At 66.8% G+C, this 22687-nt stretch carries 23 protein-coding genes; 11 read left to right on the forward strand and 12 right to left on the reverse strand.

Translation table 11 applies throughout. The annotated features are described in order from the left end of the window. The first annotated feature begins 3 nt into the window (after positions 1-3). The 8 genes from ACLBYA_RS14015 (at position 4) to ACLBYA_RS14050 (ending at position 8878) form a co-directional block, all read left to right on the forward strand. Positions 4-1206: an MCE family protein gene (locus tag ACLBYA_RS14015; RefSeq protein ID WP_447710024.1), complete on the forward strand. Its 1203-nt coding sequence runs from the start codon at positions 4-6 to the stop codon at positions 1204-1206. Positions 1207-1276: 70 nt separating this feature from the next. Continuing rightward, the gene (locus ACLBYA_RS14020; RefSeq protein ID WP_447710025.1) at positions 1277-2314 is read left to right on the forward strand and encodes an MCE family protein; all 1038 of its coding nucleotides are present in this window, start codon (positions 1277-1279) and stop codon (positions 2312-2314) included. After that, positions 2307-3365, forward strand: a complete 1059-nt coding sequence (locus ACLBYA_RS14025) for an MCE family protein (RefSeq protein ID WP_447710026.1) — start codon at positions 2307-2309, stop codon at positions 3363-3365. Before ACLBYA_RS14020 ends, ACLBYA_RS14025 begins: the two co-directional genes overlap by 8 nt. Continuing rightward, entirely contained in the window at positions 3362-4747 is a 1386-nt protein-coding gene (locus ACLBYA_RS14030) for an MCE family protein (RefSeq protein WP_447710027.1), read from the forward strand. Before ACLBYA_RS14025 ends, ACLBYA_RS14030 begins: the two co-directional genes overlap by 4 nt. Beyond that, positions 4744-5907: an MCE family protein gene (locus ACLBYA_RS14035; protein ID WP_447710028.1), complete on the forward strand. Its 1164-nt coding sequence runs from the start codon at positions 4744-4746 to the stop codon at positions 5905-5907. Before ACLBYA_RS14030 ends, ACLBYA_RS14035 begins: the two co-directional genes overlap by 4 nt. After that, positions 5907-7688, forward strand: coding sequence for an MCE family protein (locus ACLBYA_RS14040; RefSeq protein WP_447710029.1), 1782 nt, complete (start codon positions 5907-5909; stop codon positions 7686-7688). Before ACLBYA_RS14035 ends, ACLBYA_RS14040 begins: the two co-directional genes overlap by 1 nt. Continuing rightward, positions 7689-8393 carry a mammalian cell entry protein gene (locus tag ACLBYA_RS14045; RefSeq protein WP_447710030.1) on the forward strand — a complete coding sequence of 235 codons (705 nt, stop codon included), beginning with the start codon at positions 7689-7691 and terminating at the stop codon, positions 8391-8393. Then, positions 8393-8878, forward strand: a complete 486-nt coding sequence (locus ACLBYA_RS14050; protein WP_447710031.1) for a mammalian cell entry protein — start codon at positions 8393-8395, stop codon at positions 8876-8878. Before ACLBYA_RS14045 ends, ACLBYA_RS14050 begins: the two co-directional genes overlap by 1 nt. Here the strand turns inward: ACLBYA_RS14050 and ACLBYA_RS14055 are convergent. After that, complete coding sequence (locus ACLBYA_RS14055) at positions 8875-10335, reverse strand: alpha,alpha-trehalose-phosphate synthase (UDP-forming) (RefSeq protein WP_447710032.1); 1461 nt, start codon at positions 10333-10335, stop codon at positions 8875-8877. The genes ACLBYA_RS14050 and ACLBYA_RS14055 overlap by 4 nt on opposite strands. Continuing rightward, the gene (locus tag ACLBYA_RS14060) at positions 10336-10500 is read right to left on the reverse strand and encodes a hypothetical protein (protein WP_236435249.1); all 165 of its coding nucleotides are present in this window, start codon (positions 10498-10500) and stop codon (positions 10336-10338) included. A gap of 143 nt (positions 10501-10643) precedes the next feature. On the opposite strand from ACLBYA_RS14060, the gene ACLBYA_RS14065 reads away from it, so the two are divergent. Continuing rightward, positions 10644-11474: an SDR family oxidoreductase gene (locus ACLBYA_RS14065; RefSeq protein WP_447710033.1), complete on the forward strand. Its 831-nt coding sequence runs from the start codon at positions 10644-10646 to the stop codon at positions 11472-11474. 37 nt (positions 11475-11511) lie between these two features. Here the strand turns inward: ACLBYA_RS14065 and ACLBYA_RS14070 are convergent, their stop codons facing one another. After that, complete coding sequence (locus ACLBYA_RS14070) at positions 11512-11835, reverse strand: DUF732 domain-containing protein (protein WP_447710034.1); 324 nt, start codon at positions 11833-11835, stop codon at positions 11512-11514. A gap of 78 nt (positions 11836-11913) precedes the next feature. Next, a complete protein-coding gene (locus tag ACLBYA_RS14075; protein WP_447710035.1) occupies positions 11914-13077 on the reverse strand; it encodes an XdhC family protein in 1164 nt (387 codons plus the stop codon). Between the two features lie 66 nt (positions 13078-13143). Here ACLBYA_RS14075 and ACLBYA_RS14080 point away from each other — a divergent pair, with 66 nt between their 5' ends. Beyond that, the gene (locus ACLBYA_RS14080; protein ID WP_447710036.1) at positions 13144-13440 is read left to right on the forward strand and encodes a hypothetical protein; all 297 of its coding nucleotides are present in this window, start codon (positions 13144-13146) and stop codon (positions 13438-13440) included. 371 nt (positions 13441-13811) lie between these two features. Here ACLBYA_RS14080 and ACLBYA_RS14085 read toward each other — a convergent pair whose 3' ends face one another. The 8 genes from ACLBYA_RS14085 to ACLBYA_RS14120 all read right to left on the reverse strand — a co-directional run bounded on the left by ACLBYA_RS14085 (position 13812) and on the right by ACLBYA_RS14120 (position 21837). Continuing rightward, positions 13812-14273 carry a hypothetical protein gene (locus ACLBYA_RS14085; RefSeq protein WP_447710037.1) on the reverse strand — a complete coding sequence of 154 codons (462 nt, stop codon included), beginning with the start codon at positions 14271-14273 and terminating at the stop codon, positions 13812-13814. Position 14274: 1 nt separating this feature from the next. Next, entirely contained in the window at positions 14275-16296 is a 2022-nt protein-coding gene (locus tag ACLBYA_RS14090; protein WP_447710038.1) for a DUF4185 domain-containing protein, read from the reverse strand. Positions 16297-16418: 122 nt separating this feature from the next. Then, positions 16419-16784 (reverse strand): hypothetical protein, encoded by a 366-nt coding sequence (locus ACLBYA_RS14095; RefSeq protein WP_447710039.1) that lies wholly within the window; start codon positions 16782-16784, stop codon positions 16419-16421. A 38-nt stretch (positions 16785-16822) separates the two neighbouring features. Further along, positions 16823-17830: a zinc-binding dehydrogenase gene (locus ACLBYA_RS14100; protein WP_447710040.1), complete on the reverse strand. Its 1008-nt coding sequence runs from the start codon at positions 17828-17830 to the stop codon at positions 16823-16825. Continuing rightward, positions 17806-19386: a phosphonate ABC transporter, permease protein PhnE gene (gene phnE, locus ACLBYA_RS14105; RefSeq protein ID WP_447710041.1), complete on the reverse strand. Its 1581-nt coding sequence runs from the start codon at positions 19384-19386 to the stop codon at positions 17806-17808. Before phnE ends, ACLBYA_RS14100 begins: the two co-directional genes overlap by 25 nt. Further along, positions 19383-20189: a phosphonate ABC transporter ATP-binding protein gene (gene phnC / locus ACLBYA_RS14110; RefSeq protein ID WP_447710042.1), complete on the reverse strand. Its 807-nt coding sequence runs from the start codon at positions 20187-20189 to the stop codon at positions 19383-19385. Before phnC ends, phnE begins: the two co-directional genes overlap by 4 nt. A gap of 2 nt (positions 20190-20191) precedes the next feature. Beyond that, positions 20192-21148, reverse strand: a complete 957-nt coding sequence (locus ACLBYA_RS14115; protein ID WP_447710043.1) for a phosphate/phosphite/phosphonate ABC transporter substrate-binding protein — start codon at positions 21146-21148, stop codon at positions 20192-20194. Between the two features lie 14 nt (positions 21149-21162). Then, positions 21163-21837 (reverse strand): phosphonatase-like hydrolase, encoded by a 675-nt coding sequence (locus tag ACLBYA_RS14120; RefSeq protein WP_447710044.1) that lies wholly within the window; start codon positions 21835-21837, stop codon positions 21163-21165. A 108-nt stretch (positions 21838-21945) separates the two neighbouring features. On the opposite strand from ACLBYA_RS14120, the gene ACLBYA_RS14125 reads away from it, so the two are divergent. Beyond that, positions 21946-22677: a GntR family transcriptional regulator gene (locus ACLBYA_RS14125; protein WP_447710162.1), complete on the forward strand. Its 732-nt coding sequence runs from the start codon at positions 21946-21948 to the stop codon at positions 22675-22677. The last annotated feature ends 10 nt before the right edge of the window (positions 22678-22687 follow it).

Consider the following 22687-nt stretch of genomic DNA (forward strand, 5'->3'; position numbering starts at 1 on the left):
ACGATGTCAGACGGAAACGCCAAACGCAGCCACGTCCGGATCGCCGCCGCGATCCTGGCCACCCTGGTCGTCATCGCCGTGTTGTTCACCTACCTGTTCTTCACCGCCGCGTTCACCGCCGTGGACACCGTCACGGTGACCTCGCAGCGAGCCGGTCTGGTGATGGAACGCGATGCCAAGGTCAAGTACCGCGGCATCCAGATCGGCAAGGTCGCCAGTATCGAGTACGCCGGCGATCAGGCCAAGCTGACACTGTCCATCGAGCGCAACCAGATGCGCTTCATCCCGTCGAATGCCGTCGTGAAGATCGGTGGCACCACGGTTTTCGGCGCCAAGTCGGTGGAGTTCCTGCCGCCGGAGGATCCTCGCGACACCACGCTGCAGCCCGGCACCAACATCGCGGCCTCCGATGTGCAGCTCGAGGTCAACACGTTGTTCCAGACGCTCACCGATGTGCTGCACAAGGTCGACCCGATCAACCTCAACGCGACCGTGACCGCCCTCGGTGAGGGCCTGCGCGGTAACGGCGAGGATCTGGGTGTCGCGATGTCAGGTCTGAACAGCTATCTGGCGCAACTCAACCCGAAGCTGCCGACGGTGCAGGAGGACTTGCGCAAGACGGCGGTCGTCGCCGATATCTACGGTGATGCCGGGCCCGATCTGGCCACCATCTTCGACAACGCCCCGCGGCTGGCCCAGACCATCGTCGACGAACAGGACAACCTGAACGCCGCGCTGCTGGCCGCCACCGGACTCGCCCAGAACGGCACGGCGACACTGGAACCCGCCGCCGACGACTACATCGCCGCGATCCAGCGGCTGCGCGCACCGCTGAAGGTGGCCGGCGACTACTCCCCGGTGATCGGTTGCACACTGCAGGGCACCTCCAAGGCGTTGGACACCTTCGCCCCGGTGATCGGCGGTATCCGTCCCGGTCTGTTCGTGGCCTCGAACTTCCTGCCCGGTGCCCCGGCCTACACCTACCCGGAGAGCCTGCCGATCGTGAACGCCTCAGGCGGCCCGAACTGCCGTGGCCTGCCGGATGTTCCGGGCAAGCAGCTCGGTGGTTCCTGGTATCGCACCCAGTTCCTGGTGACCGACAACGCCTACGTGCCCTACCAGCCGAACACCGAGCTTCAGTTCAATGCGCCCTCGACACTGCAGTTCCTGTTCAACGGTGCGTTCGCGGAACGGGATGATTTCTGATGATCAGGTTGCGCCGCGATGAGCGCTTGCGCGAAGAGCCACGGGTCGAGAAGAACGAGGGCCGTAGCTAGTGAACAGAGAACGCCGCACCCTCATCAACGTCGCCGTGTTCACCATGGCGATGGTGCTGGTGGCCGCCGGGCTGATCGTCGTCTTCGGCCAGTTCCGGTTCACCTCCAGCAATCAGTTCCACGCGACGTTCACCGAGGCCTCGCGACTCAAGGCCGGACAGGACGTCCGCATCGCCGGTGTGCCGGTCGGGTCGGTCGGCGCGGTCACCCTGAACCCGGACAACACCGTCAACGTCAGCTTCGACGTCGACAAGCGCTACCAGCTCTACACCTCGACCCGTGCGGTGGTGCGTTACGAGAACCTGGTCGGTGACCGCTACATGGAGATCACCTCCGGTCCGGGCGACCTGAACAAGCTGCCGGCCGGATCCACCATCTCGCGCGAGAACACCCAGCCCGCACTGGATCTCGATGCGCTGCTGGGCGGGTTGCGCCCGGTGCTCAAGGGCTTGGACGGCGCGAAGGTCAACGAGGTCAGCAACGCCGTCATCGAGCTGCTGCAGGGCCAGGGCGGTGCCATCCAGAGCATGCTGTCGAGCACCAGCGCGTTCAGCCAGAACCTCGCCGCCCGCGATGAGCTGATCGGTGAGGTCATCACCAACCTCAACACCGTGCTCGGCACCATCGACGAGAAGGGCGATCAGTTCAACGCCAGCGTCGACGAGTTGCAGAAACTGATCACCGGGCTGGCCGAGAACCGCGATCCGATCGCAGGCGCCATCGGCCCGCTGGCCCAGGCCGAGAACGATCTGACCGAGATGCTGGAAGCCTCGCGGCGACCCCTGCAGGGTGTCATCGAGAACGCCCGACCGCTGATGCAGCGTCTCGATGAACGTAAGGGTGACGTCAACAAGGTCATCGAGCCGCTCGCCGAGAACTACATGCGGCTGAATTCGCTCGGTGCCTACGGTGCCTTCTTCAACATCTACTACTGCTCGGTGCGGTTGAAGATCAACGGCCCGGCCGGCAGCGACATCCTGATCCCGTTCGGTGGCCCGCCGGACCCGACGAAGGGGAGGTGCTCGGAGAATGGCTAGCCCAGACCGCAGCAATCCGCTGCGCACCGGGATCCTCGGCATCTTCGTGGTGGCGTGCCTGGTGCTGGTGTCCTTCGGCTACACCGGCTTGCCGTGGTACCCGCAGGGCCGCAACTACGAGGCCTACTTCACCGACGCCGGCGGTATCACCCCCGGTAACGACGTCAACATCTCCGGTATCAACGTCGGCAAGGTGAACTCGGTATCGCTGGCCGGTGACCAGGCCAAGGTCGGGTTCACCGTCGACCGGAAGATCAAGGTGGGCAATCAGACTCTGGTCGCCATCAAGACCGATACCGTGCTGGGGCAGAAGTCCCTGTCGGTGGCCCCGGGCGGTACCGGGGATTCGACCGTCATCCCGGTCAACCGCACCACCACGCCCTACACGCTGAACACCGCGCTGCAGGATCTCGGCGGCAACGTCAGCGAGCTGGACAAGCCGCGCTTCGAGCAGGCCCTGCAGACGTTGACCGACACGCTGCGCGACGCCACCCCGCAACTGCGTGGTGCGCTCGACGGGGTGGCCGACCTGAGCCGCAGCCTGAACAAGCGTGATGCCGCCTTGGAACAACTGCTGATGCATGCCAAGAACGTCTCGGACACCCTGGCCGCCCGGTCGGGTCAGGTGAACCAGCTCATCACCGACGGTAACCAGCTCTTCGCTGCACTCAACGAGCGCAGCCAAGCGCTGAGCACCCTGATCGCCGGTATCGACGATGTCTCGGCACAGCTTTCCGGTTTCGTCGCCGACAACAAGCGGGAGTTCCTGCCGGTCCTGCAGAAGCTCGACGCGGTGATGGACAACCTGCTGGAGCGCAAGGAACACATCGGTGAGGCGCTGCGCCGACTGCCGCCGTATGCCACCGCGCTGGCCGAGGTCGTGGGTAACGGACCGGGCTTCAACATCAACCTCTACGGTCTGCCGCCGGCGACCATCTCCGAGGTGCTGCTGGATTCCTACTTCCAGCCGGGCAAGCTGCCCGACAGCCTCGCCGATTACCTGCGCGGCATGATTTCCGAGCGACTGCTGGTGAGGCCGAAGACGCCATGACACAACCGAAGTCCGGAAAGGGTAGGTGGCTGCGCGCCATCCTCGCCGTCGCCCTCGCCGCGCTGCTGGCGGTCGGCGTGTACCTGGTGTGGCCCAACCGCGGCGGCCAGAAGATCGTCGCCTATTTCACGACGGCGGTCGGGCTGTACCCGGGAGACGATGTCCGCGTCGTCGGGGTACCGATCGGCCGGATCGACTCGATCCAGCCGCGGGCCAACGACGTCAAGGTCACCATGACCGTCCAAGACGGTGTGCAGGTGCCTGCCGATGCGCGGGCCATCGTCATCGCACCGAACCTGGTGTCCGCCAGGTTCATCCAGCTGACCCCGGCCTTCACCGGTGGTGCGGCGATGGCCGACGGCGCCGAGATCGGACTCGACCGCACCGGGGTCCCGGTGGAGTGGGACGAGGTCAAGGAACAGCTGACCGCACTGAGCACTCAGCTCGGCCCCCAGGACGGCGGGCTGCAGGGGCCGCTGACCACCTTCGTCAACCAGGCCGCCGACACCTTCGACGGCAACGGAGACTCGTTTAGGCAGGCATTGCGCGAGCTGTCCCAGACTGCGGGCCGGCTCGGCGACTCCCGCTCCGATCTGTTCGGGACTATCCGCAACCTGCAGGTGCTCGTCAACGCGCTGTCCAACAGCAATGAGCAGATCGTCCAGTTCACCAACCACGTCGCGTCGGTATCGCAGGTACTGGCCGACAGTTCGGCGGATCTGGACAACACGCTCGGGGTGCTCAACCAGGCTCTCGGTGATGTACGCGGGCTGTTGAGCGAATCGAACGGCGCGCTCATCGAGTCGGTGAGCAGCCTGTCCGAGTTCACGCAGATCCTCACCGATCACAGCGATGACATCGAGCAGATCCTGCATGTCACACCCAACGGCCTGGCCAACTTCTACAACATCTACAACCCGGCGCAGGGCACCGTCGGCGGCCTGCTGTCGCTGCCCAACTTCGCCAACCCGGTGCAGTTCATCTGCGGTGGCACCTTCGACGTCGGCGCATCCCCGGACAACTACAAGCGCGCCGAGATCTGCCGGCAGCGTATGGGTCCGGTGCTCAAGCGCATCACCATGAACTACCCGCCGGTGCTGCTGCACCCGATCGACAGCATCACTGCCTACAAGGGACAGATCATCTATGACACCCCGGCGACGGAGGCCAAGGCCGAGACCCCGGTGCCGTATCTGCAGTGGCAACCGGCGCCCGGCGTGACACCGCCGAACCCCGGACCCAACGGCAACCTGAGCCAGCTCATCCTGCCACCACCGGCCGTGCCCGGACAGATCTCTCCTGCCGGCCCGGTGCCCCCGGCGCCGCCGATGGGGCCGGGACCGCTACCTGGTCCCGCGCCGACCGAAGGGACGGGCGGATGAATCGAATCCTGTTGCGCGGCACCGCGCTCGGTGCCGGTTCGCTGATGTTGGCCGGCTGCCAGTTCGGCGGGCTGAATTCGCTGAACATGCCGGGCACCGCCGGCCACGGCTCCGGTTCCTACACCATCACCGTGGAACTGCCGGACGTCGCCACGTTGCCGCAGAACTCACCGGTGATGCTCGACGACGTGACGGTCGGCAGCGTGTCGGGAATCGAAGCGGTGCAGCGCGCCGACGGCACCTTCTACGCCGCCGTGCAGCTGTCCCTCGACGGTGATGTGGACCTGCCGGAGAACTCGACGGCCACCGTCGCGCAGACCTCGCTGCTGGGTTCCCAGCATGTGCAGCTGGCCCCACCGCTGGACAACGAGGTGGGCAAACTCAAGCAGGGTTCGCACATCCCGCTCGGCGCCATCGGGCGGTATCCGACCACCGAAGAAGTGCTCTCCGCACTCGGCGTCGTGGTCAACAAGGGCAATCTCGGTGCGCTGCAGGACATCACCGACGAGGCCTATGCCGCCGTCGCGGAGCGCCAAGGCAGCTTCGCCGAGTTGCTGCCGCGGCTGGCCGAGCTCACCGCCTCACTGGACCGGCAGACCGAGGACATCATCGCCGCAGCCGACGGGCTGAACCGGTTCGCCTCGATCCTGGCCCGCAGCAAGGACAATCTGGGCCGCACGTTGGACAGCCTGCCGAATGCGCTGCTGGTGCTGAACGACAACCGGCAGAACATCGTCGACGCGTTCACCGCCCTGCGCAGCTTCGCCGAGGTCGGGTCGCGGGTGTTGTCGGAGACCAAGGACGACTTCGCGGCCGATCTGAAGGATCTGTTCCCGGTCATCAAGGCGCTCAACGACAACGCCGACGATTTCATCAAGGACCTGGAACTGCTGCCGACGTTCCCGTTCCACTACAAGTACCTGCGCAATGCGGTGCGCGGTGACTACATGAACGTGTTCGTCACGTTCGACCTGACGGTGCGGCGCTTCGGTGAGTCGGTGTTCACCACGTCTTTCTTCGACCCGAACATGAAGCACCTCAACGAGGTGCTCAACCCGCCGGACTTCCTGACCGGTGCGCTGGCCAACCTGTCCGGGCAGGCCGCCGACCCGTTCAAGATCCCGCCGGGCACCGCCACCCAGCACGAGGAGGCGCCGTAATGCTGACCCGGTTGACGCGCCTGCAGTTGTCGATCTTCGCCGTCGTCACGGTGCTGACCGTGACCGCGATCTCGGCGTTCTATCTGCACGTGCCTGCGGCGCTGGGCATCGGTACCTACAACGTCACCGCCAACTTCGTGGCCGGTGGTGGGCTGTACCAGAACGCCAACGTCACCTACCGCGGTGTCACGATCGGCCGCGTCGAGGAGGTCGGGCTCACCGACGACGGTGTGATCGCCAAGATGCGACTCAACACCGACACCGATGTACCCGCCAACGTCACGGCCACCGTGAAGAGCGTCTCGGCCGTCGGTGAGCAGTACATCGATCTGGTCCCGCCGGAGGGGCAGGCCGATTCGGCGCTGCTGCGCAACGGGTCGTCCATCGACGTCGCGAACACCGCGATCGGCCAGGACATCGCGGGTCTGCTGAAGCAGGCCGATGATCTGGTCAACAGTGTCGGCGACGCCCGCATCCAGGACCTGTTGTCGGAGACCTTCAAGGCGTTCAACGGTTCCGGACCCGAACTGGCCCGGCTCATCCAGTCCGGCCGTGATCTGGTCGACGAGGCCAATGCCGCCTACCCGGAGACCGCCCAGCTCATCGATCAGGCCGGTCCGTTCCTGGACGCCCAGATCGAGGCCGGTGACGATATCCGGGCCACCGCAGACGGACTGGCGCGACTCACCGCCGAGGTGGCCAATGCCGATCCGCAGTTGCGCTCGGTGTTGCAGACGGTGCCCGGCACCGCCGCAGAGGCCAATGTCACCTTCGAGGGCATCCGCCCGACCTTCCCGGTCCTGGCCGCCAACCTGGCCAACTTCGGTCGTATCGGCGTCATCTATCACAAGTCGATCGAGCAAGCCCTGGTGATCTTCCCGGCGTTGATGGCCGCCTTGATCACCGTCGGCACCGGGCTTCCCGCCGACGAGGGCGGCAAGCTGGACTTCAAGATCAACCTCGGTGACTCGCCGCCCTGTTCGACCGGATTCATCCCGCCGTCGGAGATCCGCTCACCGGCCGACACCACCCTGCGTGAGCTGCCGACCGACCTGTACTGCAAGACCGCCCAGAACGACCCGGCGGTGGTGCGCGGTGCGCGTAACTATCCCTGCATGGAGTTCCCCGGCAAGCGGGCCCCGACGGTCCAGCTGTGCCGCGACCCGGTTGGTTACGTCCCCATCGGCACCAACCCGTGGCGTGGTCCGCCGGTGCCCTATGACACCCCGATCACCGATCCGCGGAACATCACCCCGCCGAACAAGTTCCCGTACATCCCGCCGGCGAACGATTACGATCCGGGTCCGCCCGCGGTGCAACTGCCCCCGGGTGTGCAGCCCGGCCCCGGTCCGGCTCCGCATGCGCCGTTCCCGAATCCGGTGCCGCCGAACAACAACGCCCCGGCTCCGCCGTGGCCGTACTACGCGCCGCCGGATCAGGTGCTGCCGCCCTACGGTCGGCAGGTGCCCGCACCGCCGCTGCCGCCGGGTACCCCGATCGAACGGCCACCCGGTTCACCGGAGGCGGCGATCCTGCCACCCCCCGGTGGCTTCCCGCCGCCGCCACCGGCTCCGGTGCCGCCGGCACCCGCCCCGGCACCGGGTCCGTTGCCCGCCGAGCAGCCCCTGGCCAGCGCCTCACTCACGACCACCTACGATCCGAAGACGGGTGTGTTCGCCGATCCGACCAACGGCGGCACCGGGGTGTTCGCACCCGGGAGTGATGTGTTCACACCCGCGGAGAATTGGGTGGATCTGATGCTGGCGCCGAGGCAGATGTAGATGGCTGACGGAGAGACAACGCAGGCGTCCCCGGAGCAGAACAGCAGCAAGGCGATACGACGGCGTGCGTCGCGGGCCGCGGGTCCGGCCGGTGCCCCCGTCGGCGATCAAGAGCCGGCGACCCAGGTGACCGCCCCGACGATCCGGGTGCCGGCGGCGGTTCGCGCGGCAGCATTGCCGCCGCGGCGCCCGCACCGGGCGCTGGTGGCGGCGGTGTCCGCGGCCGGGGCCTTGATCGCTGCGGCGGTGTTGGTGACGGTCGTGGTGGTGCTGACGATGCAGAACCGGGAAGCGGCCGAAACCCAGGCGCGGGAGCAGCGTTTCGTCGACACCGCGTCGCAGACCGTGATGAACATGTTCAGCTACGACCAGAACACCATCGACGAGAGCGTCAACCGCTTCGTCGACGGCACCAGCGGTCCGTTGCGCGACATGCTCAGCCAGGACAACAATGTCGACAACCTGAAGGCCATCTTCCGCGATACCAACGCCACCTCCGAGGCGATGATCAGCGGGGCGGCCCTGGAGAAGATCGACGAGATCGGCGGTAACGCATCGGTTCTGGTATCGGTGCGGGTCACGGTCACCGATATCGATGGTGTCAACAAACCGTCGCAGCCATACCGGATGCGGGTCATCGTGCACGAGGACGGCAGTGGCCACATGACCGGTTATGACCTGAAGTACCCCGAGGGCGGGAACTGATGCGCACCAGACTGATTCAGGCCACGGCCGTGCTGTTCGCGCTGGGCCTGGTGGCATTGGCCGCCGTCGCCGGCGGGCTGTACTGGGACCGGGTGCAGGCCCGCGCCGCCGCGGCGGCCGAGGCCGAACTACCCGACCTGGCGATCCAGCAGATCCCGCTGGTGTTCGGCTACGACTTCCAGACCGTCGAGCGCAGCCTCACCGAGGCGGCGACACTGCTGACACCGGATTACCGACGCGAGTTCGAGGACCGCGCCACCAAGGACATCATCCCGCAGGCCCGGGAGCGGCAGGTCGTCAGTCAGGCGCATGCCGTCGGCGCCGGAATGCTGAGTGCCGAAAGGGATTCGGCCTCGGTGCTGGTGTTCATGAACCGCACCGTGACCGACAAGTCCAAGGAGTCGGTGTATGACGGTAGTCGCCTGCGGGTCGATTATCAGAAGATCGACGGGCGCTGGCTGATCAACTACATCACGCCCATCTAGTCGGATTTGGCGGTCGCCAACGCGTCCAGGAAGGCGCGCGCCCAGCGATCGACATCGTGGGCGAGCACCTGCCGGCGCAGGGCCCGCATCCGGCGCTTGCCCTCGTCCACCGACTGGTTCAGAGCTTGTTCGATCGCATCGCGCACACCGTCGGTGTGGTGCGGGTTGCACAGGTAGGCCTGCCGGAGTTCAGCTGCGGCGCCGGTGAATTCACTCAGGACCAGTGCGCCGCCGAGATCGCTGCGGCAGGCCACGTACTCCTTGGCCACCAGGTTCATACCGTCGCGCAGCGGGGTGACCAGCATGACGTCGGCGGCGACGAAGAAGGCGATGAGGTCGTCGCGGGGGACCGGGCGGTGCAGGTAGTGCACGACCGGGTGGCCGACCTCGCCGTACTCGCCGTTGATGTGCCCGACCTGACGCTCGATGTCCTCCCGCATCTCGATGTAGCTCTCGACCCGTTCCCGGCTGGGGGTGGCCAACTGCACCAGCACGGTGTCGGTACGGTCGGCGCGATCTTGTTCCAGCAACTCGGAGAATGCCTTGAGCCGGACGTCGATGCCCTTGGTGTAGTCGAGGCGATCGACGCCGAGCAGGAGCTTGCGGGGGTTGCCCAACTCGGTGCGGATCTGGCGGGCCCGCTGCCGGATGCCCTTGTCGCGCGCCTTGCGGTCCAGTTCGGCGGAATCGATGGAGATCGGGAAGGCACCGACCTTGACGGTGCGGAAACCGACCTGCACCTCACCGAACCGGGCGCGCACACCGATCGTGGCGCGCGAGGTGTTGGCCCCGACCAGTCGGCGGGCCAGGATCAGAAAGTTCTGTGCGCCGCCGGCCAGGTGGAAGCCGACCAGATCGGCGCCGAGTAGACCCTCGATGATCTCGGTGCGCCACGGCATCTGCATGAACAGCTCGACCGGCGGGAACGGGATGTGCAGGAAGAATCCGATGGTGAGATCCGGGCGCAGCATCCGCAGCATCTTGGGCACCAGCTGCAGCTGGTAGTCCTGGATCCACACCGTCGCGCCGGGTGCGGCGGCGCGCGAGGTGGCCTCGGCAAAGCGCCGGTTCACCTCGACGTAACGGTCCCACCAGTGCCGGTGGTACTGCGGCTTGACGATGACGTCGTGGTACAGCGGCCACAGCGTCGCGTTCGAGAAACCCTCGTAGTACAGCGCGACATCCTCGGCGGACAGCCGCACCGGGTACAGGCTCAGATCGTCCTGGACGATGGGTTCTTCATCGCTGTCGGCGACACCGGGCCAACCGATCCAGGCGCCACGCTGTTTGCGCAGGATCGGCTCCAGCGCGGTGACCAGGCCGCCGGGGCTGCGTTTCCAGGTCGTACTGCCGTCGGGGAGCCGGACCTGGTCGATCGGTAGCCGGTTGGCCACCACGACGAAGTCGGAGCTCCCGGTCTCTGAGGTGGAGTCGTCTGAGTCGACTCCCGCAGACACCTAGGCCTCGGGCTTCGCGGGTCCGATACCGAGCATGGCGAGGAACGTCCGACATTCGTCGGCGTCGGTGGCGTAGGCGGCGACAACGCGGCGCGCCTGGCTGGCAGTGTCGTCGGCGACGGGTTCGACGTCACCGATTTCTGCGCTATCCGTTTTTGCAGGCATTCTCCAACTGTATGCGATGCCGCCACATGCGGACTGCCAGGGACGATTCCGCGGTCACCGGAAACGGGTCCCCGCAGGCCAGCTGTGCCGTATAACTGGAACCTGTTCTAGTTAGTTGGTCTTCGCTTATCGGAGGTACCCCCATGTTGCTGTCGCTTGCGAATCGCACCTATCTGGTCACCGGCGGTGGCAGCGGGATCGGCAAGGGAGTTGCGACGGCGATTGTGGCCTCGGGTGGCAACGTGGTGCTGGCCGGTCGTAATGCCGACAAACTGGCCGCTGCCGCCGAGGAGATCGGTGGCGACCGGGTGATCTACGAACCCGCCGACATCACCGATGAGGACGAGGCGACCCGGCTCGTCGAGGCGGCGACGGCCTGGCACGGCAGGCTCGACGGGGTGGTGCACAGCGCGGGTGGTTCGGAGACCATCGGCCCGCTCACCCAGATCGATTCCGTGGCCTGGCGCAATACCGTCGACCTGAACATCAACGGCACGATGTACGTGCTCAAGCATGCGGCGCGGGAGATGGTCCGCGGTGGTGGCGGGTCCTTCGTCGGCATCTCGTCGATCGCGTCGAGCAACACCCACCGCTGGTTCGGCGCCTACGGCCCCAGCAAGGCCGCGCTCGATCACTTGATGATGGTGGCGGCCGACGAGTTGGGGCCGTCCTCGGTGCGGGTCAACGGCATCCGGCCGGGCCTCACCCGCACCGATATGGTCGCGCCGATCATCGACACCCCCGCACTCAGCGAGGACTACGCGGCGTGCACCCCGCTACCGCGGGTCGGCGAGGTCGACGATGTCGCGAACCTGGCGGTGTTCCTCCTCAGCGATGCGGCGAGCTTCATCACCGGCCAGATCATCAACGTCGACGGTGGGCACGGCCTGCGTCGCGGGCCGGATCTGTCCGGGATGTTGGAGCCGTTGTTCGGTGCGGACGGTCTGCGCGGAGTGGTGCCGAACCAGTCGTGAGCTAGCTTCGGCGGGCTGGAGCGCAGCGACCGGGGGATCAGCTCGGCAGCGCGTCCGGGCAATACACGCGGGCCGCGATCCCGGCGAAGGTGGTGATGCCCTCGTCGGACAGGTTGGAGTGGTCCTTGATGTAGTAGACGGCCTTCTCGATCTTCTCGTCGGAGCCGTTGCCCAGGATCCGGCACATCCGCTCGGCGAGCTTCACGGCCTCCTCATCGCTGCCCACCTGCACACCGTGCTCGGCGATCGCGGCCAGGAACTGTTCGGTGGTGAACTCTTCTTCCGCGGCGGCGGGAGCCGCCACCGCCAGCGCGGCGCCGGCGGCGAGGACGGCTGCGGTCAGCATGCGCGTGAGGGTCATCTCATCTCCTGTCCCGTCACCGACGCAGATGCACGTCAGCAAACGCTGTGATGTCTATCGACGGGGTCGGAACCGACGTTACCGAACGGGGTGGTCGGATGGTGCACCAGCGGTCGGGTCGTGGTGGATCCGCCCGTCGGCGCCGGTCAGCGGCCGGCCGCCACCACCCCAGCGTCGCGCGATGATCTCGGCGACGATGGACACCGCGGTCTCCTCCGGGGTGCGGGCACCGAGGTCCAGACCGATCGGGCTGGACAATCCGGCCAGATCGGAGCCGGTGAGCCCGGCCTCGGTCAATCTGGCCAATCGGTCGAGGTGAGTGCGCCGCGAGCCCATGGCGCCGACATAGCCGACCCGCGGCAGGCGCAGCGCCACTTCCAGGGCGGGCACATCGAACTTCGGGTCATGGGTCAGCACGCAGATGGCCGTCCGGGCGTCGATGGCGCCGAGATCCTGCTGGGCCTGCAGGTAGCGGTCGGGCCAGTCGACCACCACCTCGTCGGCAGCCGGGAACCGTGCCGCGGTGGCGAACACCGGGCGGGCATCGCACACCGTCACCCGGTAGCCCAGGAAATCGGCCTGACGGGCCAGCGCCGCGGCGAAGTCGATGGCTCCGATGATGATCATCCGCGGTCGTGGCGCGTAGCAGGCGACGAAGACCTCCATGCCCTGGTCCGTCTCGGCGATGCGCTGCCCGTCGGGTCCGTAGCTCAGCACCGAGGTCCGGCCGGCGAGGAGCAGTCCGCGAGCATCGTCGGCCACCGCATCGTCGGCACGCGCCGATCCGAGTGTGCCGTCCGAGTGCCCGGGGCCGACGATCAGGCGGCGACCCAACCAACTCGAATCCGGGTGGCCGATCACCGTCGCCACCGCGATCGGTTCGTTCGCCCCGATGGCCGCGTTGACAGCGGCGAGTTGCGGAAAAGTCTGTGCCGAAACCGGTTCCACGAAGACATCGAGAATTCCGCCGCAGGTGAGGCCGACGGCGAAGGCACCGTCATCGGTGATCCCGTAGCGCTGAAGTGCCGGTGTGCCGGTGGCCACGACCTCGCCGGCCAGTTCGTACACCGCGCCCTCGACGCAGCCCCCGGACACCGAGCCGGCAACGCTGCCGTCGGGTGCCACCAGCAGCGCCGCCCCGGCCGGGCGGGGTGCAGAACCGATGGTGCGCACGACGGTGGCCAACCCGGCTGTGTCCCCGGATCGCCAAGCGACCATCAGGTCGGCGAGAACGTCGCGCACGCTGCCAGTTTAGGTCGCAGAACGGGATTGCTCCCGTCGAGTGATCCGGCCCGACATGATGAGCCTATGCGCGCGATGATGGCGATTGCCACGCTGTTGGGGTCGGCGGTGCTGGCCGGCTGCGGAACAGGTGGTCCGAACTCGTTGTTCGGCGCGGCCGGCTACCACGTACGCGACGGATCGGTCTACTGCCTGAATGCCTTCCCGGGCAAGGCATTCGAAATCACGGATGCTGATGCCACGAGCTTCGAGGTGTTGGATCGCAGCTATGCGCGCGACAGTCACGCCGTCTCCCTCGACGGCCGCCGGTTGGACGGGAATGCTCGGCCGATGACCGCCGCGCGTACCACCGGCAGGACGTGATCGCCGGGGCGCAGTCACGCACCTTCCCGGCCCGCCCGGTCACCGGCTGCTCGACTGATCGGATCACGTTCGCGGACTAGTCTTTTTGCGACAGCGGAGGTTTTCGACCAGACGCGCCCGAATCCATGCACATATTAGATGTGCTAATTTTTTAGTTGGTTTCGTTGTCGCCGAAGGGTCGGGGCCTTGGGTAGTTGATCGTGTTCTCGGTTGCTGAGGTGGTGATGCTCGGATGGCGCAAAGTCGCGATGGGCGCGGCGGTGATCGGTGCGCCGTGGCCCCAGGACCGCGGATGGGACAACGGGCCGGGGCCGCAGGTTCATATCAACCTGCCGTGTGACGGGCCCGCTCGGCCAGGTGACGTTGTTTCCCTAGGGGATTCGTTCCCACAGACAGTGCCCGGCCATCGTGATGTCGAACAGTCGGGGTAGTACGACCAGGGTCAGTGGTTGACCCGTGGCGCCCTCGGCGGCGACCGGCGCGCCGACAACTCCGGCGGTGATCACTGTCTTCTGCGTTGCACTACAACGAGTCTCGGCATCGAGCGGGGTGGCCGTCCAGGATCCCGAGCTGAGATTCGGGTTGCGCAGCCCCTCACCGTGCAATGCCATGTCCGGGCCGAAGCTGACCCAGCGATCGCTCGGATCGCCGGGCACCGTCTGCGCCTCCCAGTGTTGGCCGGTGCAGCGCAACGGTAGTGACTGTCCCGGCGGCATCGTCGTCGCCCCGGTCAGATCGGCCGGACACCCCGAGTTCGGTTGCGGGGTGTCGGCGTGCGCCGGTGCCGCCGCCAGAACGCCGGCGGTCAGTACCAGGGCCAGAAGTACTCGCATGTCACAGCTTGGCGAGGTCGGTCTTCACCAGCCACACGTTGTAGTCGCTCCACACCGACAGGTTGAAGTACAGTTCGGTGCCGGTGCCCAGCGTCGACGGTGACCACGGGTGCATCATCGGGGCGTAGATACCGCCACCCTGCTGACCCATCAGCACGGTGGGGGCCGACCAGCCGCCCTCCGGGCGGTCCGAGGTCCGCAAGATCACGTTGTTGAACTGATCGCCGTGTAGCGCAACGTATTTACCGAGAGTCTTGTTGTACTGCACGGACATCTCGCTGACCTGGTTGCCGGCCTTGCCCGCACCGCATGCGCCGGTCTCCTTGCCGAAGATCGGGGACGCCTTACCCGGATCGTTGCGGTACCAGCCGGCCTTGTAGGCGCCGATCCCGAAGATTCCGCCCTTGCTGCCCTTGCTGTAGTACTCGTACTTGGTGACATCGAGGACGTCCGTCTCGAGCACACGGGAGATATAGGCCTGCCCCTGGCGGCCGTTCGGGGTGCCGTAGGAGTACACGAATCCGTCACCGGGTCGGACCATGGCGGCCTGCTGGAAGTTCGCATTACCGCCGAAGTTGTTGCGCACGCTCTTGGGCGAGATGTACCAGTTCTCGCCGTTGTCCTCGGAGTAGGCGATCGCCGAGTAGTTGGTGGACCAGCGGCCCGCCGCGCCCCACTGCTTCACCGACATGAAGCTGACGTACTGGGTGGCGCCGAACTGGGTGCCGGGGGTGGGCACCGAGATGCCCGCGGTGGGGATCAGGGTGACACCGGTCGGCAAGCCACGGGGCAGCCGCTCGGGCAAGATGATCTGCCGCGCGTAATGCTCCTCCCACAGCGGTGAACCACCGAACATGTTGCCGTTGAACCACTGCCCGCCCGGGACCGCCATCCCGTCGGCAAGGTTGCGGTCCGGGCTGCGGAACAGCGTGTTCAGCCGCCAGGTGCCGGTCATGTTCGGGCCGCCGAAGGTGTCGCCGAAGGCGATCAGCACCTGGTTCTCGTTGATCGGTGTGCTCGGGTCGTCCGGAATGCCGTTGTCCCACATGGTGCCGATATCGGTGCCCCAGATGCCGTACCGGTTGAAGGTGTCATTGGGGGCGAAATTGCCGGTCACCCAGTCCACGAAACTGGTGGAACCACTGAACTGGTAGCCCCGCGGCGGGAAATTGGGTCGCGGATTGAGTGCGGCGGCGGCCAGTGCCCGCGCCGACGTGTCGCCGGTGTTGGTCGAGGCCTGGTGCGACGGATCCAACCGGGTCAACAGGTTGTCGACCTCGCGCCGCGCGAAGGCCAGCAGCGTCCAAGCCAGGGTCGGGTTGGCCGGTGATCCGGGCAGCGCACCGGCCGCCCAGTCGAGGACATGCGAGACCACCTTGACGACACCGGTGAGCGGGTGAGGGGAGGCGACGGCGGCGGTGCGGGCCTGGTTCTGCGGCACGGTCGCGGTGGCCAGTGTGGTGGCCCCGGCGAACACCGCGACCACGTCGGCCTTGGCCAGACTGTCGGCCGGGTCGGCCGCCTGAGGAGCGGAAGCCTCGGGAGTGCCCACCGATGCCGCGGGGCCTGCCGGCGACTCGTCCTCGACGGTGACGACCTGCTGCCTGGCGGTCCTTTGTGGGGTCGGCCGGCCGGCCTGGCGCGCGGAGCGCGGCTTCTTGGTGACCAACTGTTCGGGTCGTTCGGCGGGTGCCTCGGCCCGGGTGTCGGTGTCCGCTTCTGAGTCGGTGTCGGCGTCGGTATCCGAATCCTCGGTCTCGGAGGTCGGCTTGTCGTCGGCCTTGTCGTCATCCTTGGCACCCGCGGGAGACTTGGTCTCCCTGTCTGCGGTCGAGGATGCGCCGGTGGATCCGGTCGACGAGCTGTCCGAGGACCCGGAGGACGTCGAGTTGCTGCCGTCGTCGGCCATGGCGACCCCGTGTCCGGTGGCGATCGCGGTGCCGACGCCGAGCGCGACCGCCAGACCCCCGACCCGACCTACTGTCAACCCGCCGGCCCGCCCGTCATAGCGCGCTTTGCCCATGAAGCTGCCTCCGTGCTGTCCGCCCCCGGCCCAACAAGTACAGCTAATAGAACCTCAGCAAAGCTGATAGTGGAAGAGGCAAATACCCCATGGGTCACAGCCGTCGCAACTGACCAGGGGATTCAGTCGATCAGGCCGGCCTCACGCAGAGCCTCGGTGTAGAGATCGGTGGCCTCGTCGATTCCGTTACCGACCCAGGCGTCGACCACCGCCACTCGGTCGGCCACCAGCTGAACCCGATTGGCCCAACGCTCGAAGTCGGCATCGCGGCGTAGCTGATCGATCTGCGCCACACTGCCCTGGATCAGGAAGAAGCCGCCGAGTTCGGATGTCTGCGGGCGCAGGATGGTCACGTCATAACGCTCGATGCGGCCGCTGTCGGACAACTCGGTGAGGAAGGCGCGCGACGCCTTGAGTGTCTCCAGTGCCTGCGGCTCGCGGCCTTGGGTGGGCAGGCCCCATGCGACCCAGAATCCGGCTTCCGCCACGACCAACCTCCTCCAGCGTTTCCCCGAAGGTACACAGCTCAGGGTGCGATTGCGGTGCGCAGCGCCGGGGACGGCGGCGGACACATCGCGTCGGCGATCCGGCTCAACGGCAGCGGCTCGGTGACCAGCGTCGCCCACGGGTACCGGTCGCGGGTGCGGTCCAGGAACGCGACAGCCTGATGCAGGTGCTGCGGCTCATAGTTGTGCACACCGGTGATGGTGAGCCAGCGGCGCACCACCGTTTCTGCATCGACGGGTAGCGCCGGGGCGGGCATTACCGAACCCGCCAGCACCAGCTGTCCGCCGATATCGAGCCGCGCCAGCGCCGCGCCGATCGCCGTGGTGGAACCGGTGTAGTCGATGGCCACGTCGATCGTGTCGCCGTCCTCGGCGCGGGCGCCGAAATCGATTGCCTGCCTGACCCGTTCGGTGTGACGGTCGACGACCTGGACATCGGCGCCGGCGTCATGGCCGGCGGCGACGGCGGTGAGACCGAGCATCCCGGCGCCCACCACAAGCAGGCGCTTGCCCGCCAGCGGACCGGCGGCCTCCAGTGTCGCCATCACCGTGGCGGTGGCGCAGGCGGCGGGTGCGGCCACCGCGTCGGGCATCCGGTCGGGCACCGCGGCGATGGTGGTACCCGGTGGCAGCACGATGTGTTCGGCGTAGGACCCGGACAGCGGCCAGGCCCCGTCGAAGGGTTCATGCCCGGTCTTGCGGACCGCCGTGCATTTGGCGGAGCGGCCGGCCCGGCAGCGTGCGCAATCACCGCAGCTCACCGTCACCGACCAGATGATGCGTTGTCCCACTGCGAATCCCGGTCCCGATACCACCTCGCCGACGGCCTCGTGCCCGAGGATCGACGGGCACGGTCCGTGCCGGCGGCCGGTCACGGTGTGCAGATCGCTGCCGCACACCGTGGCCAGCCGGACCCGGGCCAACACCGCGCCGTCGGCCAGCGTGGGTATGGTGACCTGCTGCAACGAGATCCCGGTGCCACCGGTCCAGATCGCCGCGGTGGTCACACCAGGCGTGAACGAATCCACCCGGACAGCCTTTCGATCGAATAGACGATGACAAAGATGATCAGCACGATCGCCCCCGCGACATCGAAGTTCAGCGTGCGGATCGACTCGAAGAGCAGGAAGCCGATACCGCCGGCGCCGACGATGCCCAAGATCGTCGAGGTACGCACGTTGACGTCGAACAGATAGAGACTGGAACCGATGAGTGCGGGCATCGACTGGGGAATCACGGCTGAGAACAACGTCTTCCACCACCCGCCGCCGACGGATCGTACGGCCTCCAGTGGTCCGGGATCGATCTCCTCGACGGCATCGGCGACCAGTTTGGCCAGGAATCCGATCGATCCGATGGACAGCGCGCAGGTGCCTGCGATGGGCCCGAGTCCGAGCGCGGCGACGAACACCACCGCCAGGATCAGCTCGGGGACCGCCCGTACCAGCAGGATCCAGCCGCGGGCCAGCCAGTAGAGCGTCGCGTTCGGCGCGATGTTGCGGGCGGCGAGGATGCCGACCGGAATCGACAGCACCACACCGATGGCGGTGGCCACCACACCGATCGCGACGGTCTGGGCGGCGGCGACGAACAGGTCGGCGCCGAGTGCGTCGAAGTTCGGCGGGATCATCCGGGTGAACACCTCCAGCGACGGCCCGACCCAGGTGAACAACGACAGCGGGTTGATTTCCAGCACCACGAACGAGGCCAGGGTGGTGCCGATCAGCAGACCGGAGAAGGAAAACCGCACCACGCGATCCCGGCTCGGGTTCAGTCCATCTGAGGTGAGTAGCATCCGCCGGATGAAGATCGCCAGCAGTTCCATGGCGACGATGATCACCAGGATCACCGCGACGATACCGAGCGCGCGTGGATAGATCAGCCCGCGCAGGGCGTCCTGCAGGGCGAAGCCGATACCGCCGGCGCCGACGAAGCCGAGGACCACCGACATCCGCAGGTTGATGTCGATGCGGTAGACGAAGGTGCCGATCCAGGACGGGATGACCTGGGGAACAACCGCATTGAGCATCTCGCGGAAGTAGCCGGCGCCGGTGCTGCGGACAGCTTCGCGCGGGCCCGCATCGGTCTGCTCGATGGCATCGGCGAACAGCTTGCCCAGCATGCCGATCGAGTGCAACGCCAGGGCCAGGATTCCGGGCAGCACGCCGATGCCGAGCGCCCGCACGAACAGCACCGCGAACAGCAGGTCGGGCATCGCCCGACAGAAGGTGATGAACCCGCGGGACACTGCGTACATCGCCGGGTGCGGTGTGGTGTTGCGGGCGGCCATGAACGCCAAGGGAACCGATGCGATGGCGGCCAGCACGGTGCCCAGCACGGCCATCAGCAGGGTTTCGAAGGCGAGCCGGCCGATACGTCCCGGGTCGTCGAGGCGCGGGGGCAACATTCGCTCCACCAGTGCGACGATCTTGTCGAATCCGGAGATCAGTTCGGTGGGGTAGAACTCGATGGACCAGGCCGACACCATGGTCGCGATCAGCGCGGCCACCGCGACCAGGTGCAGCAGCCCGGGGAGAGGAGGGCGGTTGCGGCCCGTGGTGGGCCGGGGCAGCGTTGCGGTCATGAGCGCTGTCGGGTCTGGCCCAGGGCAGGGTCTACCCGTTGGTAGATGGCCATGACGTCCTCACGGGTCATGCCGACCGCGGGCCGGTCCAGCACCTTTTGTCCGTTACGCAGACCCACCAGGCGGTGCGCCCAGCCCAGCGCCAGGTCGACCTGATGCAGGGTGCATACCACGGTGAGCTTCTCCTCGACGCACACCTGGAACAGCAGATCCATGACGATGCCGGCGTTTTCGGGATCCAGGGAGGCGACCGGTTCGTCGGCCAGCAGCAGGGCGGGGCGTTGCATGAGGGTGCGGGCGATGGCGACACGCTGCTGTTGGCCGCCGGACAGTGTGTCGGCGCGGCGTTCGGGGAAATCGGCCAGGCCGACCCGGTCGAGGTGCTGTAAAGCCTGTTCGCGCATGCTCTTCGGGTAGGTCAGCGCGCCGTAGCGCGGGAACTTGAGCTGCCCGAGACCGCCGATCAGGACGTTCTCCAGGCAGCTGAGGCGCCCGACCAGATTGAAGTGCTGGAAGACGAACCCGACCCGGGTGCGTAGCGCGCGAAGCTGTTTGGCCGAGGCCTGGTCCACCCGGGTGCCGCCGACGTCGACCCGGCCCGAGGAGACCGGGTGCAGCCCGTTGAAACACCGCAGCAGCGTGGACTTCCCGGAACCGGAGAGGCCGAGCAACACCAGCAGCTCGCTGCGCCGCACATCGAGGGAGACGTTGTCCAGAGCCAAGGTTTCACCGAAGCGTTTGGTGACGTCGCGGGCGACGATGACCAGATCGTCGCCCGCGACTGGGTGACCGGTGTCGGTCATGTTCAGCCCTTGCACTTTTCGGAGCCGGTGACGTCGCAGACGTGCCGGACGCCGTCGTAGTCGGTGTCCGACGCCGGGACGACGCCCCAGGCACGCTCGTCGGTGACGCGGCAGGCGTCACCCTCGCAGAACCCGGCCTCCTGCAGGGCAGGCACGTTGACCTTGTCGGTGAAGATGGCCTTGAGCTTGTCGATGGCCTCGGTGCCCAGTGCATCGTTGGCGGCGAAGACCGATCCGGCGATCATCTCGGACTTCCACACGGTCTTGAGCTGACCGGGCTGCAGGTCACCCTTTTCGATCATGGTCGCATCGACCATGGTGTCGAAGGCGAAGCCGGCATCGCAGTCGCCGTTGGCGATCGACAGTGCCGAGGAGTCGTGTCCGCCGGCGAAGACCGGGGACATGGCGGCCGAGACGTCGGCCTCCGCGCCGGACTTGATGACACCCTCTTCGATCAGGCCGGCGGTCGGGTACAGGTAGCCCGAGGTCGAGCCCGGGTCGACGAAGCACACCTTCTTGCCGGCGAAGTCGGGGAGTCCGTTGATGGCGCCGTTGTCCGAGCGGGCCAGGCCGTAGGACTGGTAGCCGGGCTTTTCGCCCTCGTCGCCGATGACGGCACCGAGCGGGGTGATCTTGGCGCCGTTGATCTTTGCCACCACATAGGCGAACGGGCCGAAGAAGGCGAGGTCGACGTTGTCGGCGATCATGCCCTCGACGACGCCGGCGTAATCGGAGGCCTGGACGAACTCGACCGTGGAGCCGGTCTCCTTCTCGAGCATCTTGATCAGCGGTTCGTAGCTGGCCTTGAGGTCCGAGGAGTTCTCGGCCGGGATGGCGGCCAGCGTCAGGGTTTCCGGGAAGCCCTGCGCGTTGACGGCGTCGGAACCGGAATCGCTGCTCGAACAGCCGGCCAGGGCGAGGGCGGCCGCGGCGGCCACGGTGATGAGGCGAATGTTCATGCGGGACAGGCCTTTCAGTGGTGGATGACAAGCTCGGGGAAGTCGGCGACGGTGGCCACCACGTGCGTGGCCCCGGCGGCGTCGAGGGTTTCGGCGTCATGGGCGCCGGTCAGCGTGCCTGCCACGATCGACGCGCCGGCGCGCCGGCCGGAGATGATGTCGCTGGAGGTATCACCGAGCACGGCAACCTTGGCGACATCGTCGATGCCCGTGCGCAGCAGGGCATTCAGCACGAGGTCGGGGTAGGGTCGTCCGCGTCCGCCGTCGCCGGGGGCCAATGTCAGATCGGCGATGTCGGCCCAGCCGAGTGCGTCGATGATGGCGCGCTGGGTGTCGGGGCTGAAACCGGTGGTGAGCACGACCTTGATGCCGGCATCGCGCAGTTTGGTGATGGCTTCGGTGGCGCCGGGGATGGCGGATACCCCGCCGTCGATACTGGCGGCATAGGTTTTCTCGAAGATGACGTTGGCCTGCTTGGCGCGGTCCTCGGTGCGGAACAGGTGGCGGAACACCTCGATCTTGGATTGGCCCATGGTGTCGCGGACATAGGTGCGGGCCGCCTCGCGCTCTTCGCCGCCGGCCGGGACGCCCACCGCGGTCGCGGCCTCGTCGAAGGCATGAAGCACCAGGCCGTCGTCGGCGACGGTGGTGCCCGCCATGTCCAGAACTGTCAGTTCGATGGGTTGCATGGCCACACCCTGACAGCTGGTCTATACCAAGTCGTGTCTCGAATCCGAACAGTTGGTGAACAGGTTCCGACGAATTGGTCTAGACCATGGTCTATGCCACGATTTGCTATGGTCAGAAGGGTGATCAGCAGCGCGAATCCCCGTGTCCTGAAACACCAGATCGTTCGCGCGCAGTTGGATCAGATGCTCGACGGCCTGCAGGAGGGCGACCCGTTTCCGGCGGAACGCGAGATCGCCGAGATGTTCGACGTGGCCCGGGAGACGGTCCGCCAGGCCGTGCGCGAACTGCTGCTCGCGGGTCGGGTCGAGCGCCGCGGTCGCACCACTGTCGTCGCCGCGCCCAAGCTGCTGCAGCCGCTCGGGATGGGTTCCTACACCGAAGCCGCCCGCGACGAGGGGCACAGCGTCGACCGCTTCCTGGTGGGGTGGGCATCGATGTCTGCTGATGAAGCGCTGGCCGACGTGTTGCGCATCGAGGTCGGCGCACCGGTATTGCAGCTCGAACGTGTCTTCACCACCGACGGCGTGCGCGTCGGCCTGGAGACCAGCCGATTGCCGGCCGCGCGGTTCCCGGGTCTGCAGCAGAACTTCAACTACCGCACCTCGCTGTACGCCGAGATCCGCAGCAGGGGAGTGCGATTCGCGAAGACGGTGGACACCATCGACGCCGCGCTGCCCGACGCCCGGGAATCGGCGCTGCTGACCGTCGACGCGCGTACCCCGATGTTCCTGCTCAACCGGGTGTCCTATGACCAGGACGGCGTCCCGATCGAGCAGCGGCGCTCGCTGTATCGCGGCGACCGGATGACGTTCACCATCGTCATGGAGGACCGCGTTTAACTTCCCGGCT

The sequence above is a fragment of the Mycobacterium sp. C31M genome, assembly GCF_053345865.1.